This window comes from Mycobacterium sp. SMC-8 (genome assembly GCF_025263565.1).
In the GTDB taxonomy this organism is placed as follows: domain Bacteria; phylum Actinomycetota; class Actinomycetes; order Mycobacteriales; family Mycobacteriaceae; genus Mycobacterium.
The window spans coordinates 1-16,271 of sequence record NZ_CP079868.1 but is presented as its reverse complement, the minus strand read 5'-3'; the positions used below and the strand labels follow the sequence as shown (position 1 = coordinate 16,271).

The 16,271-nt window shown below is 64.4% G+C and carries 7 protein-coding genes and 11 pseudogenes; 14 read left to right on the top strand and 4 right to left on the bottom strand.

Annotated elements, in window-relative coordinates:
• Positions 1-262: 262 nt before the first annotated feature.
• From istA to KXD97_RS32540, 9 pseudogenes are all read left to right on the top strand, one after another.
• Positions 263-1,521: pseudogene (gene istA / locus KXD97_RS32580) on the top strand (IS21 family transposase).
• Positions 1,518-1,994 (top strand): annotated as a pseudogene (locus tag KXD97_RS32575) (ATP-binding protein); the annotation flags it as partial. The pseudogenes istA and KXD97_RS32575, both read left to right, overlap by 4 nt.
• A gap of 130 nt (positions 1,995-2,124) precedes the next feature.
• A pseudogene (locus tag KXD97_RS32570) lies at positions 2,125-3,484 on the top strand (transposase).
• A pseudogene (locus KXD97_RS32565) lies at positions 3,481-3,939 on the top strand (ATP-binding protein); the annotation flags it as partial. The pseudogenes KXD97_RS32570 and KXD97_RS32565, both read left to right, overlap by 4 nt.
• A 13-nt stretch (positions 3,940-3,952) precedes the next feature.
• Positions 3,953-4,941, top strand: a pseudogene (locus KXD97_RS32560) (IS3 family transposase); the annotation flags it as partial.
• A gap of 272 nt (positions 4,942-5,213) precedes the next feature.
• Positions 5,214-6,412, top strand: a pseudogene (locus tag KXD97_RS32555) (IS30 family transposase).
• A 4-nt stretch (positions 6,413-6,416) separates the two neighbouring features.
• Positions 6,417-6,719, top strand: a pseudogene (locus KXD97_RS32550) (integrase core domain-containing protein); the annotation flags it as partial.
• 35 nt (positions 6,720-6,754) lie between these two features.
• Positions 6,755-7,192, top strand: a pseudogene (locus KXD97_RS32545) (ATP-binding protein); the annotation flags it as partial.
• Positions 7,193-7,254: 62 nt separating this feature from the next.
• A pseudogene (locus tag KXD97_RS32540) lies at positions 7,255-7,597 on the top strand (ATP-binding protein); the annotation flags it as partial.
• A gap of 121 nt (positions 7,598-7,718) precedes the next feature.
• Here KXD97_RS32540 and KXD97_RS32535 read toward each other — a convergent pair.
• Together KXD97_RS32535 and KXD97_RS33445 are read right to left on the bottom strand one after the other, a co-directional pair.
• Entirely contained in the window at positions 7,719-8,594 is an 876-nt protein-coding gene (locus KXD97_RS32535) for a hypothetical protein (protein WP_260758569.1), read from the bottom strand.
• A complete protein-coding gene (locus tag KXD97_RS33445; RefSeq protein WP_396885713.1) occupies positions 8,549-8,887 on the bottom strand; it encodes an SEC-C metal-binding domain-containing protein in 339 nt (112 codons plus the stop codon). Before KXD97_RS33445 ends, KXD97_RS32535 begins: the two co-directional genes overlap by 46 nt.
• Positions 8,888-9,510: 623 nt before the next feature.
• Between KXD97_RS33445 and KXD97_RS32530 the strand changes: the two genes are divergently transcribed.
• From KXD97_RS32530 to KXD97_RS32510, 5 genes and pseudogenes are all read left to right on the top strand, one after another.
• Entirely contained in the window at positions 9,511-9,708 is a 198-nt protein-coding gene (locus tag KXD97_RS32530) for a hypothetical protein (RefSeq protein ID WP_260758567.1), read from the top strand.
• Positions 9,708-10,286, top strand: coding sequence for a helix-turn-helix domain-containing protein (locus tag KXD97_RS32525; protein WP_260758565.1), 579 nt, complete (start codon positions 9,708-9,710; stop codon positions 10,284-10,286). Before KXD97_RS32530 ends, KXD97_RS32525 begins: the two co-directional genes overlap by 1 nt.
• 297 nt (positions 10,287-10,583) lie before the next feature.
• Positions 10,584-11,973 (top strand): annotated as a pseudogene (locus tag KXD97_RS32520) (IS1380 family transposase).
• 210 nt (positions 11,974-12,183) lie between these two features.
• Positions 12,184-13,806: pseudogene (locus KXD97_RS32515) on the top strand (IS1634 family transposase); the annotation flags it as partial.
• 63 nt (positions 13,807-13,869) lie between these two features.
• A complete protein-coding gene (locus tag KXD97_RS32510) occupies positions 13,870-14,274 on the top strand; it encodes a hypothetical protein (protein ID WP_260758612.1) in 405 nt (134 codons plus the stop codon).
• Here the strand turns inward: KXD97_RS32510 and KXD97_RS32505 are convergent.
• The gene (locus tag KXD97_RS32505) at positions 14,234-15,163 is read right to left on the bottom strand and encodes a hypothetical protein (protein WP_260758563.1); all 930 of its coding nucleotides are present in this window, start codon (positions 15,161-15,163) and stop codon (positions 14,234-14,236) included. The genes KXD97_RS32510 and KXD97_RS32505 overlap by 41 nt on opposite strands.
• The gene (locus KXD97_RS32500; RefSeq protein ID WP_260758562.1) at positions 15,096-16,112 is read right to left on the bottom strand and encodes a hypothetical protein; all 1,017 of its coding nucleotides are present in this window, start codon (positions 16,110-16,112) and stop codon (positions 15,096-15,098) included. The genes KXD97_RS32505 and KXD97_RS32500 overlap by 68 nt, the downstream gene beginning before the upstream one ends.
• Between the last annotated feature and the right edge of the window lie 159 nt (positions 16,113-16,271).

Here is a 16,271-nt window from a genome sequence, read left to right as displayed (position 1 = left end):
CCGACGCGACGCGCCGGTGGTCCCATAACTGGCAATCCAGGTGGTCCCATCACCCTGGCAAAATCAGCTCACACTGGTCCCATCCTCCTGGCAGACGACACGAGGTTGCGTCTAGCTGATGAGCCAACGCCGTCAATACGTCAGCTTGTTCGCCAGGAGTCCGTGCTGTATGTCGGCGTCGCCTGAAAACTAACCCCGTGTCGGCGGGTGAATTTTGACCCCCTTCGTCTGAGTCTCGGCTTACGAGCCGAGAGGAGAAGGAGTGTTGTCAGTGGAGGATTGGGCTGAGATCCGCCGGTTGCATAAGACCGAGGGGTTGCCGATCAAGTTGATTGCCAGGACGTTGGGGATCTCGCGCAACACGGTGCGGGCGGCGGTGGCCTCCGACGGGCCGCCGAAGTACGTGCGCAGGCCGGCGGGGTCAGCGGTGGATGCGTTCGAGGACGCGATCCGGGCGCAGCTAGCAGCGGTGCCGACGATGCCGGCCACGGTGATCGCCGAGCGGGTCGGCTGGACGCGGGGCATCACGGTGTTCAAGGAACGGGTCCGGGAGCTGCGCCCGGCGTATCTGCCCCGGACCCTGCCGGGCGCACGTCCTATGACGCCGGGGATATCGCGCAGTGCGACCTGTGGTTCCCACCCACGACGCTTCCGGTCGGCTATGGGCAGACCCGGACCGCGTTGCAGTTGCCGGTGCTGACGATGGTGCTGGGGTACTCGCGGTGGCTCTCGGCGATCCTGATCCCGTCGCGGCGGGCCGAGGACCTGTTCGCCGGCTGGTGGAACCTGATCGCCGCGCTGGGTGCGGTGCCCCGCACCCTGGTCTGGGACGGCGAGGGCGCGGTCGGGCGGTGGCGAGCCGGAAGGACCGAACTAACCCGGGACTGCCAGGCATTCCGCGGGGTCCTGGGCACCAAGGTCATCGTGCTCAAGGGCGGAGAGCCCGAGCACAAGGGCATCGTCGAGCGCAGCCACGACTACTTGGAGAGGTCGTTTCTGCCGGGTCGCAGTTTCACCGGGCCCGGGGACTTCAACTATCAGCTGCAGAAGTGGCTGAATGTGGTCAACACCCGTCGGCGTCGCGTGTTGGGGTGTGCGCCGACCGATCGGATCGGAGCAGACCTGGCGGCCATGCTCACGTTGCCGCCGGTGGCTCCGGAGGTGGGCTGGCGCAACTCGACCCGGTTGGCCCGCGATCACTACATCCGGCTGGACTCCAACGACTACTCGGTGCACCCCGCGGTGATCGGGCGGCGCATCGAGGTGATCGCCGACCTGGACCGGGTGGTCGTGTTCTGTGACGGCAAGACCGTCGCCGAGCACGAACGGGTGTGGGCGTGGCATCAGACGATCACCGACCCCGAGCACCGTGAGGCAGCGAACCAGTTGCAGCACAACAGGGTCAGTGCCTTGCGCCCAAACCGGGAACACGATGACCCGTTGTGTGTCGAGCAGCGGTCGCTGACTGACTACGACACCGCCCTGGGTATCGACCTCGGTGACGGCGGGTTCGCCTCATGACCGCCAAGACCACCCGGGCCGCGACATCGACCAACCGGGATCTGACCGCCGAGATCGCCTACCTGACCCGCGCCTTGAAGGCACCCACGATGCGCGAAGCGGTGTCACGGCTGGCCGAGCGGGCCCGAACCGAATCGTGGACCCATGAGGAATTCCTGGTGGCCTGTCTGCAGCGCGAAGTCTCCGCCCGGGAGTCCCATGGCGGGGAGGGCCGCATCCGGGCCGCGCGATTTCCGTCACGAAAGTCTCTCGAGGAGTTCGACTTCGACCATGCCCGTGGCCTCAAACGGGACCTGATCGCCCATCTGGGCACCCTGGACTTCGTCGCCGCCAAGGACAACGTCGTGTTCCTCGGCCCACCGGGCACCGGCAAGACCCATCTGGCGATCGGGATCGCGATCCGGGCCTGCCAGGCCGGCCACCGAACCTTATTCGCCACCGCCTCGGAATGGGTGGCCCGCCTGGTGACGGCGCTCACTGAAATTCCCCACTGACGCTCATCGAAATTCCCCACCCGTGTGGCTCCGCCGAGAAGGGCGGGCCTCCTTCGATGCTGCTGGTGTCTAACGCCTGCAGCACTGTCCGAAGGAGGCCCGCTTTCTCATGCTCACATGGGAGGACGATGTGGAAGTACATGCCCTACGCAAGCGTGGTTGGTCGATCTCGGCGATCGCCCGCCACACCGGTTTCGACCGTAAGACGGTCCGCAAGTATCTGGCCGGTGGCGGCACCCGGGGTGCGAGCCCGCCCCGACCCGGATCCGTTTGATCCGTTCATCGACTATGTGGTCGCGCGGCTGACCGAGGACCCGCACCTGTGGGCGCGCACCCTATTCGACGAGCTCGAGGACCTGGGGTTTCCGCTGTCGTATCAGAGCTTGACCCGCAACATCCGCGCCCGGGATCTACGTCCAGTCTGTGAAGCCTGCCGCACGGCCACCGATCGCCCGAACGCGGTGATCCCGCACGCCCCGGGTGATGAAACCCAATGGGACTGGCTGGAATTGCCCAATCCGCCGGCATCGTGGGGCTGGGGCAAGACCGCACATCTGTTGGTCGGGTCGCTGGCGCATTCCGGTAAGTGGCGCGGCTTCCTGGCGGCGAGCGAGGATCAGCCGCACCTGGTCGCCGGGCTGGACCGCGTGGCCCGTGATCTCGGTGGCTTGACCCGGGTGTGGCGGTTCGACCGGATGGCCACGGTCTGTGATCCCGGCAGCGGCCGGGTGACCGCCTCGTTCGCTGGGGTGGCCAAGCACTACGGGGTCTCGGTGGCGATCTGCCCGGCCCGGCGCGGCAACCGCAAGGGCGTGGTGGAGAAGGTCAACCACACTGCGGCGCAGCGCTGGTGGCGCACCCTGGCCGACGAAGCCACCGTCGAGATGGCTCAAGCCAGCCTGGACCGCTTCGCGCGGGTCCGTGGTGACACCCGGCTGCGGGCCACTGCCGACGGGCGGTCCTCGGTCGCCGTAATCGCCAAGGCCGAGCCCCTGCACCCGGTGCCGGCGCAGGCGTATCCGGTGATCGTCTCCGAGGCTCGCACGGCCTCGCGCCAAGCGCTGGTGTCCTACCGCGGCAACCGCTACTCGGTGCCACCAGAGCTCGCCGCCGCCCAGGTGGTGGTGTCGCATCCGGTCGGGGGTGAGTTCTGCGACATCGCCACCACCGGCGGGATCGTGATCGCGCGGCACCGGATGGCCGCTGACGGGCTCGGGGTGATGGTCCGCGACAGCGGTCATGTCATCGCCCTGGACGCCGCGGCCATGGCGACCGCGGCCACCGGGCGTCCACACCGCCGCAAGGAACGCATCCCACCCGGCCTGGCCGCCAAAGCCGCTGCCGCACAACTACTTCGGCTCGCATCTGACGATCCCGAGATATCCGAGACAACAACGCCGTCAACCGATTCCACCGTCATCGACCTGTCTGCCTACGAGCGGGCCGCCCAACGAAGGACCATCCAATGACCCCCACCCCACGCACCAAGAAGACCACCACGACCACCGATGAGACGCCGTCGGCATCGGCCAGCAGATACCAACAACTGCGCTCCCATCTGGCCGCGCTCAAACTGCACGCCTGCGCCGAAGCCCTGCCCGCGGTACTCGACGAAGCCAGCTCCGAGGGACTGTCGCTGACCGTGGCACTCGAACGGCTGCTCGCCGTCGAAGTCGAGGCCAGCACCGCCCGCCGACTGGCCGGCCGGCTGCGGTTCGCCTGCATCCCCACCCCGGCCACCCTGGCCGACTTCGATGTCGACGCCGCCGCGGGCATCGACCGCAAGCTCATCGACGAACTGGGCACCTGCCGCTATCTGGAATCAGCGACCAACATCCTGCTCATCGGCCCACCGGGCACCGGAAAGACGCACCTGTCGGTCGGATTGACCCGTCCCGGCGTTTCCGGAGACTTCCGATCTTGGGAGGATCTGGGTTATGGGACGTGTCAGCAAGTACCCCGAGGAGCTTCGTGAGCGTGCGGTGCGCATGGTCGCCGAAGTCCGCCCGCAGTACCCGTCGCAGTGGGCGGCGATCACCGCGGTCGCGGGCATGTTGGGAATCGGCACCCCGGAGACGTTGCGGACCTGGATACGGCGTTCGGAGGTCGATACCGGCCAGCGGCCGGGGGTGACGACTCAGATCGCCGAGGAGAACAAGGCGCTGCGCAGGGAGATCGCCGAGCTGCGTCGGGCCAATGAGATCTTGAAGGCAGCGGCGATTTTCTTCGGGGCCGAGCTCGACCGGCCCGGGAGACGGTGATTCGGTTCATCGCCGAACACAAGGACCAGCAGGTGGCCGGCCCCGACGGCGGGGCCGGACTGCGCTGGGGTGTCGAGCCCATGTGCGCCGTGCTCTCCGAGCACGGCATGCCGATCAGCCCGTCGACGTTCTACGAGTGGATCGCCAAGACACCGACACGGCGCCAGGTCCGCGACGCCGAGTTGGTCGAGATCATCACCGCGGCAAGGGAAGACCGCAAGACCGGGAAGTTCGTGCAGACGTTGGGATCGCGCAAACTCTGGATCTGGTTGCGTGGTCGAGATCACGATGCGGCGCGCTGCACCGTGGAGCGGGTGATGCGTGAAAACGGTTGGGAGGGTGCGCGTTACGGATCTAAGCACCGTACGACCGTCGCCGACGACACCCACGTCCGATACCCCGACCTCGTCGACCGCCGGTTCTACGCGGCTGCACCGAATCGGTTGTGGGTAGCCGACTTCACCTACGTCTCGACCTGGATGGGGTTCGTCTACGTCGCGTTCGTCATCGACGCCTACAGCCGTCGGATCCTCGGGTGGCGGGCCGCCCGGACGATGACCACCGACCTGGTCCTCGACGCCGTCGAGCACGCCTTCTTCACCCGCGCACAGGACGGAACCACCAGCCTGCACGGGCTGATCGCCCACAGCGACGCGGGCAGCCAGGGCGGATTCAACTGGTCGTCGCAACACCTTGATCACGGAGGTGTGGTGTGGCCAAGCGTAAGGACGCGGAATCGGTTGGTAGGCGACGGCAGTGGGCGGCTGACCGTGCGTTGCGGCCTGCGATGCGCTCACCAGGGCGCCCGGACCCGTCGCGGTCGGTGCAGCGTCAGTTTTGGCGGCTGATCGCCCAGGGTGTCTCCACCGACGACGCAGCCGCAGAGGTCGGCGTGTCGACACCGGTGGCGACCAGGTGGTTCCACCACGCTGGCGGCATGACGCCGATCAGTCTGGATGAGCCCACGGGCCGGTATCTGTCGTTCGCCGAGCGGGAGGAGATCGCACTGCTACGCGCCCAGGGCGCCGGGGTGCGTGAGATCGCCCGCGAGATCAAGCGTGACCCCTCGACAGTTTCGCGGGAACTGCGGCGCAACGCAGCCACCCGCAGCGGCACGCAGGTGTACCGCGCAGGGGTGGCGCAGTGGAAGGCCCAGCAAGCAGCAAAGCGCCCGAAACCCGCGAAACTGGCAGTCAACCCGCAGCTGCGTGAGTACGTGCAGCAGCGGCTCGATGGCAGTGTCCGCGGACCCGACGGCACCGCCGTCGCAGGTCCGCAGACCAAGGCCTGGAACGGCCGCAACAAGCCGCACCGACAAGACCGACGGTGGTCGACAGCATGGAGCCCGGAACAGATTGCCCACCGCTTACCGCTGGATTTCCCCGATGATGAGTCCATGCGCATCAGCCATGAGGCGATCTATCAGTCCTTGTTCATCGAGGGGCGTGGGGCGCTCAAACGGGAATTGGTCGCGTGCCTGCGGACCGGTCGTGCGCTGCGGGTCCCGCGGGCCAGGACACAGAACAAACCGCAGGGACATGTCACCGCGGACGTCGTGATCAGCAAACGCCCTGCCGAAGCCGCCGATCGCGCAGTTCCTGGGCATTGGGAGGGTGATTTGATCATCGGTGCGGGCCGGTCGGCGATTGCCACCGTGGTGGAACGCAAGAGCCGCTCGGTGATGCTGGTTCACCTTCCCCGCCTCGAGGGGTGGGGTCTGGCGCCGCCGGTGAAGAACGGGCCGGCGCTCAGCGGCTACGGCGCCGAGGCGATGAACGCTGCCCTGATCGCCTCACTGGCACAGCTACCCAAGCAGCTGCGTCAGACGTTGACATGGGACCGCGGCAAAGAGTTGGCCGCGCACGCCCAGTTCACCTTCGACACCGGAACGAAGGTGTTTTTCGCCGACCCGCACTCGCCATGGCAGCGGCCTACTAACGAGAACACCAATGGCGTTCTGCGTCAGTACTTTCCGAAAGGCACCGACTTATCTCGATGGTCGGCTCAAGACCTCGAAGCGGTCGCACTGACGCTCAACAACCGACCCCGAAAGGTCCTCGGCTGGAAGACTCCGCCGAAGTCTTTGCCCAACAGCTACACTCACTCCAACAACCCGGTGTTGCAACGACCGATTGAACCCGCCCAGTACACCTCGGTGGCCTTCACCCAGCGGCTCATCGACGAAGGCGTCGATCCCTCGGTCGGCTCGGTCGGCGACGCGCTGGACAACGCCTTGGCCGAGACCACCGTCGGGTCCTTCAAGAACGAGGTCATCCGGCGCCAAGGCCCCTGGCGTGACGTCAACCAGGTCGAGTTGGCGACCGCCGAGTGGGTGATGTGGTTCAACACCGAACGCCCGCACGAGTACCTCGACGACTTCACCCCCGAGGCCGTCGAGAAGCTCCACTACGATCACAGACGCATCCCACCGAAGGCGGGATGAATCAACGAATGCAGTCTCCGGACTCGCCGGGACGGGTCAGATTGGCACGCGCTGCAGCACATGCTGGCTACCGGACCTACTTCACCACCGCCGCCGACCTGGCCGCTCGGTGCCACCGCGCCGCCATCGAAGGCCGATGGGCCACCACCATGCGGTTCTACGCCGGCCCCACCCTGCTGGTCATCGACGAGCTCGGGTATCTGCCACTACCGGCGGAGGCCGCCTCAGCACTGTTTCAGGTTGTCTCCCAACGATATTTGAAGACCAGCATCGTCATCACCACCAACCGAGGCGTCGGCGCCTGGGGCGACATCCTCGGCGACACCACCGTGGCCGCCGCCATGCTCGACCGCCTGCTCCACCGCTCCGTGGTCATCAACCTCGACGGCCAGTCCTACCGACTCCGAGACCACCACGACGCCGCCGAAACCATCCGCCGAACCACCACCGGCACCCGCCAACCACTACACTGACCGCTGCTCACAGGTGGGGAATTTCAACGAGCACACCTGGGGACTTTCGATGAGCGCCGTCACTGGCGGAGGCTCATCACGCCGGGCGGCTGCAACAAGAACTCGTCCGGCTCGGGCGCTACCCGCTGCTCGTTATCGATGAGGTCGGCTACATCCCGTTCGAACCCGAAGCGGCCAACCTGTTCTTCCAGCTGGTCTCCAGCCGCTACGAACGATGCCTCCCTGATCGTCACCTCCAACAAACCCTTCGGCCGCTGGGGCGAAGTCTTCGGCGACGACGTCGTTGCTGCAGCCATGATCGACCGCCTGGTCCACCACGCCGAAGTCATCGCCCTCAAGGGCGACTCCTACCGCATCAAAGACCGCGACCTCGGGAGAGTCCCGGGATCGACAACCGAAGAATGAACACCAAGGGGGTCAATTTTCAACCGACGAAAAAGGGGTCAATTTTCGGCCGCCGTTGACACTGTAACTAGCGAGGCTCTTAAGAGTCGCCGCAGGTCGTCAACGGCTTGCTCGTTCTGAATTATTTTGACGAGGTCGGGGCGGAAAGATTCGGGAGGTGGGGGATGTCGGCCCACATTGCGGCCTGAGCAGCTGTGTTGCCGCTACTGCGCCCTCGACGGTCGAGGAGCCGTGCTTCGAACATCGACGCTGACACGTAGTCGGAGCCGTAGACGTCTGCCGTGACGAGTCGCTTGGCCGTTCGCTGCACGTAGAAGCTGATTGCGGAGTCTGACACCTGCTTGATCCACGGGTTGTAATCGTGTGCTGGGTCATAGGATTGGAGCATGCGGGATGTGAATCGCCCGTCGCCCGCGCTCAGGGAGTCAGGGTCGATATGGCTGTAGAGCCAAAACTTGTCGGCGTACATCGACAGATCGTCTTTAGCTCGCACAAATAGGGCTTCTCGTGCAGTCGGGCCTTCGAGAATGAGCTGGTCCCTAACCCAGGAGACGAGCGCGGCATCTTCTAAGTCGTGGTTGGTGAGCTTGATAGATGCCGCACCGCTCAGAGCAATCGCTGGTCCGATAGGCACCGGGATCACCAGTCCTGCACTGAGGAGTTTGCTCAGTTTCAGCTCGTTTTCTGCTGCCCTCCTTAGGGATCTGTTTTGTGGACCTCCCAAAAGCACCTCGAAGACGCGATCTGGCATCACCACGTGGTCTGCCAAGAGCAGGGTGCGGCCGAGGAACTTCGCTGGATCGAGCTCTTGATTCCAGAGCATCGACGGTTTCGGAGCTTTCTGAGCGAGAGCGCTTACCGTCCGGATTGATTGCGCTGCCAGAAGGAGAATCCCATGCTTGACCTCGTCGCTCAGCTCCGAATCATCGGTACTGAGTGATGTCAGTCTGCTTAGGACTTCGATTCGAAGTCGCCCGAGATCGGGGGGAGACAACACTTGACCAGCAGATGCGGCAACCTCAATGAGGTGCGAGTCCCAATTTGTGTATTTGACAGCTCTGGCAGCCAGCTCAGTCTCGACGATCCTGAAGGGGCTCCGCCCTCCGGGACAGTGATCGCATCGCCGGCCATATTCACGGTCGGGCTCAAGAAAACGCTGCCCTCCAAGTCGGGCGGCAGCGGTGCGCCCGGCTGCGAGCCGGGGCGGTGATTGCCATGACAGCGCTTGTATTTCACACCCGATCCACACCAGCACATCTCATTGCGACCCAGCGGCGCCAGCGGATCCACGATTGTCACCCTTTCTTATTGGTCATTTGACCCACCGTCTGCCTCAACCTCAACGTCAGGCGCAAAATTCTGGGGTTGTTCCATAACCTGCGCATCGACTCCAGCTCGTAGTCGTCCAACGGTCTTTCGCCGAAGTGCGCGAATAGGGTTGTATCCCAAGGTCGTACCTTGTCATGGCGTGGAGTCAGCATCACTGCGACCGTTGTCGCATCGCTTCGTCGGTCGGGTTCTAGGTGCGTGATCCATTCGTGGTGGCGCAGCATGCCCCATAGTTTGAACGCGTACCTATGCCGGTCGGTGAAGTGATTGCAGACTGCGTATGCCAGATGAAGGTTGTTGACCGTCCCTCTGTGTGACGACCACGGCGGGGGTGATCGTCATTGAAGTTGTCGAAATCCCGGGTCGGGGACGGCGGTCGTCTGCATCATCAGCGTGCCCACGAACGGACCCCGCGCTGGTCTGCTCGCGCAGAGTCCATTTCGGCTCCGGCGCGATGCCGAATCCCGAGATCGTCACAATCGGTGACGGCGGACGCGTCGATTCTGCGGTCGCCCAACACGAACTGACCCTATCCCGGTTCCCGGGTGATAGGTAAGGCTGGTGGATCATGGACTGGCTCTGCGGTGATCGTCGCGCGCACCGGCGAACTGGCCGAGAAACTGCTCGCCGCCGGCGAACTCCGCTGCCCGCGGTGCCGCGACGGCCAGCTGACTTCTTGGGGCTACGGCAGGCGGCGCTCCGTGCGCGATCACGACGGGACCACGATCACGGTGCGCCCCGCCGCACGCGATGCCGGTCCTGCTCGTCAACGCATATCGTGATGCCCGCCGCTCTGCAGCCACGCCATGCCGACACCACCGCAGTGATTGGAACAGCATTGCTGCACAAAGCAAATGGACTCGGACACCGGCGTATCGCGGCGACCATGGGGCGGCCGGTGTCCACCGTGCGCCGCTGGCTTCGCCGACTACCGCCAGAGCACCTGGACCGTCTCGCACGCGACGGGACCGAGCAGCTGCTCGCCCTGGACCCCGACACGTTCACCGCGCTGCGCTACCGAGGGAACATGTTGCACCACGCGCTGTCGCTGTTGTCGGCAGCGGCCTACTGGGACCGCCGCCGCTACGCCCTCGGTGAGCCGCCGTGGACCCTGATCGGGATGTACCACCCGCGGCCGCCTTCTGGCGCCACCCGGCTGACCCTCCGACGTCCCCGCGCTGCCGCCGGGGGCATCATCACCATGCCTGCCGACAGTCGTCACCATGACGACCACCGCGTCGCCGCGACGATTACCCCGTCACAATGCAGACCGACCCCCGAAATCGTCTGCATCCACAGTGACGCCATCGTCTGCATCCTGAGCGACGGCCAACAAAGGTCGGTCTCGCCGAGTAGATAGCGTCGAAAATCCCAACGGGTGGTGCCGATGTCGACCCGGGGTGCTTTGCTCATGTTGGTCAACAGCAGTCGGCCAACAACGGCGCGCTCGGCTACGTAAAGCTTGTCCTGAGTTGGGTCACTTTGGTCAGTTTTGTAGGGGTGGCGGTGTCTTGAGCTGGGGTGATGTCTCCGCTTAGCCTGGATACACCGATTAGGTGGCGGCCTGGGTGGGTTGAAACAGCGAAATGCCCTGTCGTGGTGGGAGAATGAGATTTGTTCAGGATCCAATTCAGCCACTACGAAGGGCATCTCGTAGATGCAACTATCTCACACTCGGCCCGTCGCGGCGGCCCGCTTCGATGATCCGAACCTGGTGTCGTGCGCCGGACTGGTCCCGATCACCGCGTTGGCGCAAGAATGCGGTCTGGCCGCGTTGGCTGATGAGCACCTCACGGTGCCCACGGACAAGGGCTCCAACGCGGGGGCGAAGGTGAGCGCGCTGGTCGCGGGGATGGTCGCTGGCGCGGACAGCATCGACGATATGCGCCTGCTGCGCCACGGCGCGATGCGCACGGTGTTCGACCGTCCGTATGCACCCTCGACGCTGGGCTCGTTCCTGCGGGAATTCAGCTTCGGCCACGTCCGCCAACTCGACGCCATCGCGGCGCGGGTGCTGGCGAGCCTGCACGAACGCACCCCGGTGCTGGCCGGCATCGACGGCCCCGTGCTGGTCGATCTCGACGACACCATCATCGAAGTCCACGGCTACAGCAAGCAAGGATCCGGTTACGGCTACTCCGGAGTCCGGGGTCTCAACGCCCTGCTGGCCACGGTCACCACCGGTCAGTGTGCTCCGGTGATCGCCGCCCAACGCCTGCGCAAAGGCTCGTGTGGCTCCCCACGCGGAGCTGCCCGCATGATCAGCGACACCCTGTCCACTGTGACACGGCTGCGCTCACCCGAGGCCACCAGCAAGCCGCTGGTCCGCGCCGATTCGGCGTTCTACGGTCACCGCAGCGTGGGCGCGGCGCTGCGCGGTGGCGCCGAGGTGTCGATCACCGTGCCCTGGACTCGAAAGTCAAGGCTGCGATCGCGGCCATCAACGATGATGCGTGGACCTCGATCGAGTACACCGACGCCGTCTACGACGAAAACACCGGCCAATGGATCTCCCGGGCCGAGGTCGCCGAGATCGGATTCACCGCGTTCAGCTCCAAGAAAACCCACCAGCAGGTCCCGGGCCGCTTGGTGGTACGCCACATCCCCGACCTGAACCCCACCAGCGATGGACAGGCCACCCTGTTCGACACCTGGCGGTTTCACGCCTTCTTTACGACCACCGATCTGGACACCGTCACCGCCGACAAGACTCACCGCGGCCACGCGATCATCGAACAGGTCCACGCCGACCTGAAAGCCTCCGCGCTGGCCCATCTACCGTCAGGCCGGTTCTCGGCCAATAGTGCATGGTTGGTGCTGGCGGTCATCGCGTTCAACCTCACCGCGCCGCGGCCACCCTCACCGGCCCCACGCTGGCCAAGGCCCGCACCGCCACCATCCGCCGCACGCTGATCACCGTGCCCGCACGCATCGCCTCCTCGGCACGACGGCTGACGTTGCACCTGCCGCGCAACTGGCCCTGGGAACACGCATGGAACTTGCTGTTCGGCAACCTCTTCGGCCGATATCAGCCGCTCACGGCCTAATCAGACCACTCCCTACCGGCCTTCGACGCGAAACACCAACAGGAACAACCCGATACCGAGATCGGGCGATCAGCCACGCCCACTGGGACCTATACATCAGCTCAAAGCCTCACAACCAGGATTCAACCCCACACCAACCGCCGATCGGTGTATCCCGAGAGCTTAGTGCCCGTGCTAGGCACTAATGTTGCAGGTCAGTAGGCTGCCTGGATGGTGTGGATTCGGCGCTCGTTGCGCACGGCCTCGGGCGCGACCGCGGTCCAGATCGCCGAAGTCCGTCGATGGCCGCCGCCGGATCGTGCGCCATGTGGGCTTCTGCGCGTGATGACGCCGAGCTGGGTCTGCTGCTCGAGGAGGCCCGCCGGCTGCCCTTGGCCGATGACACCCAAGGCGAGTTGGATCTGGGGATCACGCCGAAAGCCGTTCCCGAGGCCCATATGGTTCCACCGCCAGCTGGCATGCTGTTCACCGAGGATGCTGGAGAATCCGCCAGTACGGGGATTGGTGGTGATTGCGGCCGCGGGTGCTCAAGAGCTGCAGCGGGCTGCTGTAGGACGCCCTGGCGCAGGTGTATGCCAGCCGGGGGTTCGACGGCGCGGTCGGCGATGAGGTCTTCCGTGACCTGGTCATCGCCCGGGTGGTCGAGCCGACCAGCCTGTCTCGACGCCGATCGGGTCCTCGCCGAAGGCTGGGGACGGCCACCTCAGCGTCACTGTCGACCCGCAAGCGCACCCTGCATAGCCGTGCCCGCGGTGGTTGCGTTACCGCTGACCAGATCGCCTGCAGCGTGTTTCGCCCACTTTTCCCGCACCGCCGGTGATGTCAGCCTGGTGCTTTTACGACGTCACGACCCTGTATTTCGAGGCCGACAAGGAAGACGACCTACGCCGCGTGGGGTACTCCGCTGAACGCCGAGTGGACCCGCAGATCGTGGTCGGGTTGCTGGTCGATCGGTGCGAATTTCCCTTGGAAATCGGCTGTTTCGAAGGAAACAAGGCCGAAACTCTGACGATCGTGCCGATCGTGAAGGCATTCCAAGCCTGCCACGAGATCACCGACATTGTCGTCGTCGCTGATGCGGGCATGCTGGCCAGCGGCAATCTGCGCGAACTTGATGAGGCAGGGTTGCGGTTCATCGTCGGATCGAGGGTTACCAAAGCGCCCAACGATCTGGCCTCGCACTTCCACGGCACGGCGACTTCTTCACCGATGGCCAGATCATCGACACCATCACCCCACGCGATCGACGCGGCACCGCGACCAAGACCAGCGACCCCAAGCGCAAAGCCGAGCCCGTCTGGGATTCGGCGACCCACACCAAGTCCTGGCGGGCGTGGTGGGCGTACTCGACCAAATGCGCGGTGCGCGACACCAAGACGCTCAACCTGCAGGAGAGCAAGGCCCGCGCGGTCGTCGCCGGCGAGAAAGCCGCGCGGGTACCGCGGTTCATCAAGAACTGCAACGGTTCCCAAGAATTTGACGAGGCGTCGTTGCAGCGCGCCTGCCGTTTGGTCGGGCTCAAGGGCTACGTCACCAACATCGACGCCGTACTGATGCCCGCGACCGAAGTGGTCGCCAGCTACCACGACCTCTGGCACGTCGAGGTGTCCTTCCGGATGTCCAAATCCGACCTCGCTGCCCGGCCCATGTTCGCCCGCACCCGCGACGCCATCGAAGCCCACCTGACCATCGTGTTCACCGCCCTGGCCGTCAGCCGCGAAGCCCAGACCCGCACCGGCTTCGTCACTGCGCCGATTCCTACGCACCCTCAAACCCCTGCGATCAGCCACCATCGACCTCAACGGCGTCATCGCCACCTACCCGCCAGCCCTAAACACCAGAAGTCAACGCAATCCTCAACGCACTGAACGCCGAGAATTCAAGGCACTAAGCCAAATGACCCAACTCGGGCCAGAGCACCTGGACCGTCTCGCACGCGACGGGACCGAGCAGCTGCTCGCCCTGGCCCCCGACACGTTCACCGCGCTGCGCTACCGAGGGAACATGCTGCACCACGCGCCGTCGCTGTTGTCGGCAGCGGCCTACTGGGACCGCCGCCGCTACGCCCTCGGTGAGCCGCCGTGGACCCTGATCGGGATGTACACCCGCGGCCGCCTTCTGGCGCCACTCCGGCTGACCCTCCGACGTCCCCGCGCTGCCGCCGGGGGCGTCATCACCATGCCTGCCGACAGTCGTCACCATGACGACCACCGCGTCGCCGCGACGATTACCCCGTCACAATGCAGACCGACCCCCGAAATCACGTCTGCATCCACAGTGACGCCATCGTCTGCATCCTGAGCGACGGCCAACAAAGGCCGGCCTCGCCGAGTAGATAGCGGCGAAAATCCCAACGGGTGGTGCCGATGTCGACACGGGGTGCTTTGCTCATGCTGGTCAACAGCAGTCGGCCAACAACGGCGCGCTCGGCTACGTAAAGCTTGTCGAGCAGGTGCAGTACAAACAAGCGGTCTGGTTCGTCGCCGACCCGTCGGCTTTCCGCAACGTCTTCGAGGATCTGGCGATACATTCGCACCCCGTATTCGTCTGCTGCGCTTGCCGGTTCAAGTGGCAGTGTCGGTCGTGAGGTGCGAAGCTCCGGGTCGTTGAGGCAGGCCGGGATGCCAGATCGTTCGAAGTCCGGTGGCGTCCGTTCGTCGGCAAGTGCTAGCTCGTAGTAATGAGTGGCGTGCTTGCCAGGCGCTACAACATGCCCGGCGATGCGATGCAGGTAGTCCACGACGGCGGTCGTCGAACGCAGTTGATCGAACAGAAACTCCCATTCTCTCCTCAGGATGACGACGTAGGGGATCGGCACCGTTTCTGAATAGAAGGACACGTTGTCTGGGGGTGTGTCATGGTCGATGATCACCACGCCGACCCACTGAATCGCATTACCGTCGACGGTGATTGACCGACCGCGTGCGTTTGTATGCGCAATGGGTCCGCGCTGAACTGTCCTGACGGATCCGCTTGTCTGCCGCGCTCCTCTCTTGGCCTTCTTGGCGATCCATTTGCGCTCACGATCGTCAGTTGTGGCCGCGTTGGTCCTCGCTCTCACTTGAATGGCTAGTCCGCGAGCACCGCTGATGACGGTTCCGTCGCCGACTTCTCTTGTAGCATCAGCCACGTTGAACTGTTTCAGGCCTGAAGACGAAATCCGGAAGGCTCCATTGGGCTGCTGAGTCACGACTCGCATCCTCGGCCGCTACACCACGATTTGCGGCCGGATCGAGATCGCCGGCCATCGGGACCATTCTTCGTCCACAGATGTCGTCGGGTCGCTGAACCAGCATGATGAGGTCGTCCCCTGAACGATAGGTTGCGAGACCAATGTCGGATCGAGCAAGGCCTGCCTCGACATCAGGGTTATCGCTTGTGTCTACTCGCGCCCACATAGGATCGTCTTCGGCTGGGATAAGCCGAAAGTGGCTATCATTGAGCGGTGCCCGGAGCCCCACCGAACGCTCGAAGGCCACGATGAGCTCATGAATCGCTCGTAGGAGTTCGCGGCATTGGACACTCATGTTGTCGTCGGGGCTGTCGGGCCAGGGCTCGGTATTGAGGATGGCATCAATGGCGATATTGGGGGTGCACTGCGGTGAGGTACCCGGAGGCACACGGAACGTGGTGACCAGATGCGAATCGACGAGCACCCCATCGGGGTAGGTTTGCAACTGAGTGACTATCGCCGGTGGATCTATTTCCAAGGCGGGGAGCGTGGACTCAACCCAAAACGCCGCTAGGGGACGGGCTTCCGGTTGTGGTGCGGGCGTCGCGAGGCCGTACAGGCGCGTCACGACTACGCCGAATCGTTGATGAGCTGGTTTGATGGCATCAGCCCAGTAGTAGGGCTGGAACTGTTCGATCAATTGGATCTGATCAGGTCGCAGCTCCCGACAATGCTCCCGACTCAACGAACGCAAGAAATTCAGATTCTGGTACCGAAAAGCGGGAGGTGCTCGATCTGGGGTGGGCCCAACGGGCTCCGAGACAATCTGCTCGGTGGCGTGCAGTGCTTCGCGTGCGCTCGTCATCAGCGCATCGACGAACGCGCGGGTATGCAGCTCCAAGTCGCGGAGTCGGTGACCCTCGCATTCATCAATTAGGACGTCGACAATGTCCGGCTTCGGCGCCATCGACGTGAACGTTGGCTCTGAACAGATCCGTCGCGACCAGATCGTTCCACGTGCTCGCCGCTGGCGCGTTCTGCTGGTGATATGTCGCGTCGTCGAATGCTGATCTATGTTGACTCGAATTGGGTACTGCGGGCCTCTGGCGCTGTGTCTTCGACATCC

Excerpts from the sequence above, each read along its gene's own strand:
- KXD97_RS32525 (WP_260758565.1), top strand. The coding sequence starts at position 9,708 with ATGCCCGCCGCTCTGCAGCCACGCCATGCCGACACCACCGCAGTGATT.
- KXD97_RS32510 (WP_260758612.1), top strand. The coding sequence starts at position 13,870 with ATGACCCAACTCGGGCCAGAGCACCTGGACCGTCTCGCACGCGACGGG.
- KXD97_RS32500 (WP_260758562.1), bottom strand. The coding sequence starts at position 16,112 with ATGGCGCCGAAGCCGGACATTGTCGACGTCCTAATTGATGAATGCGAG.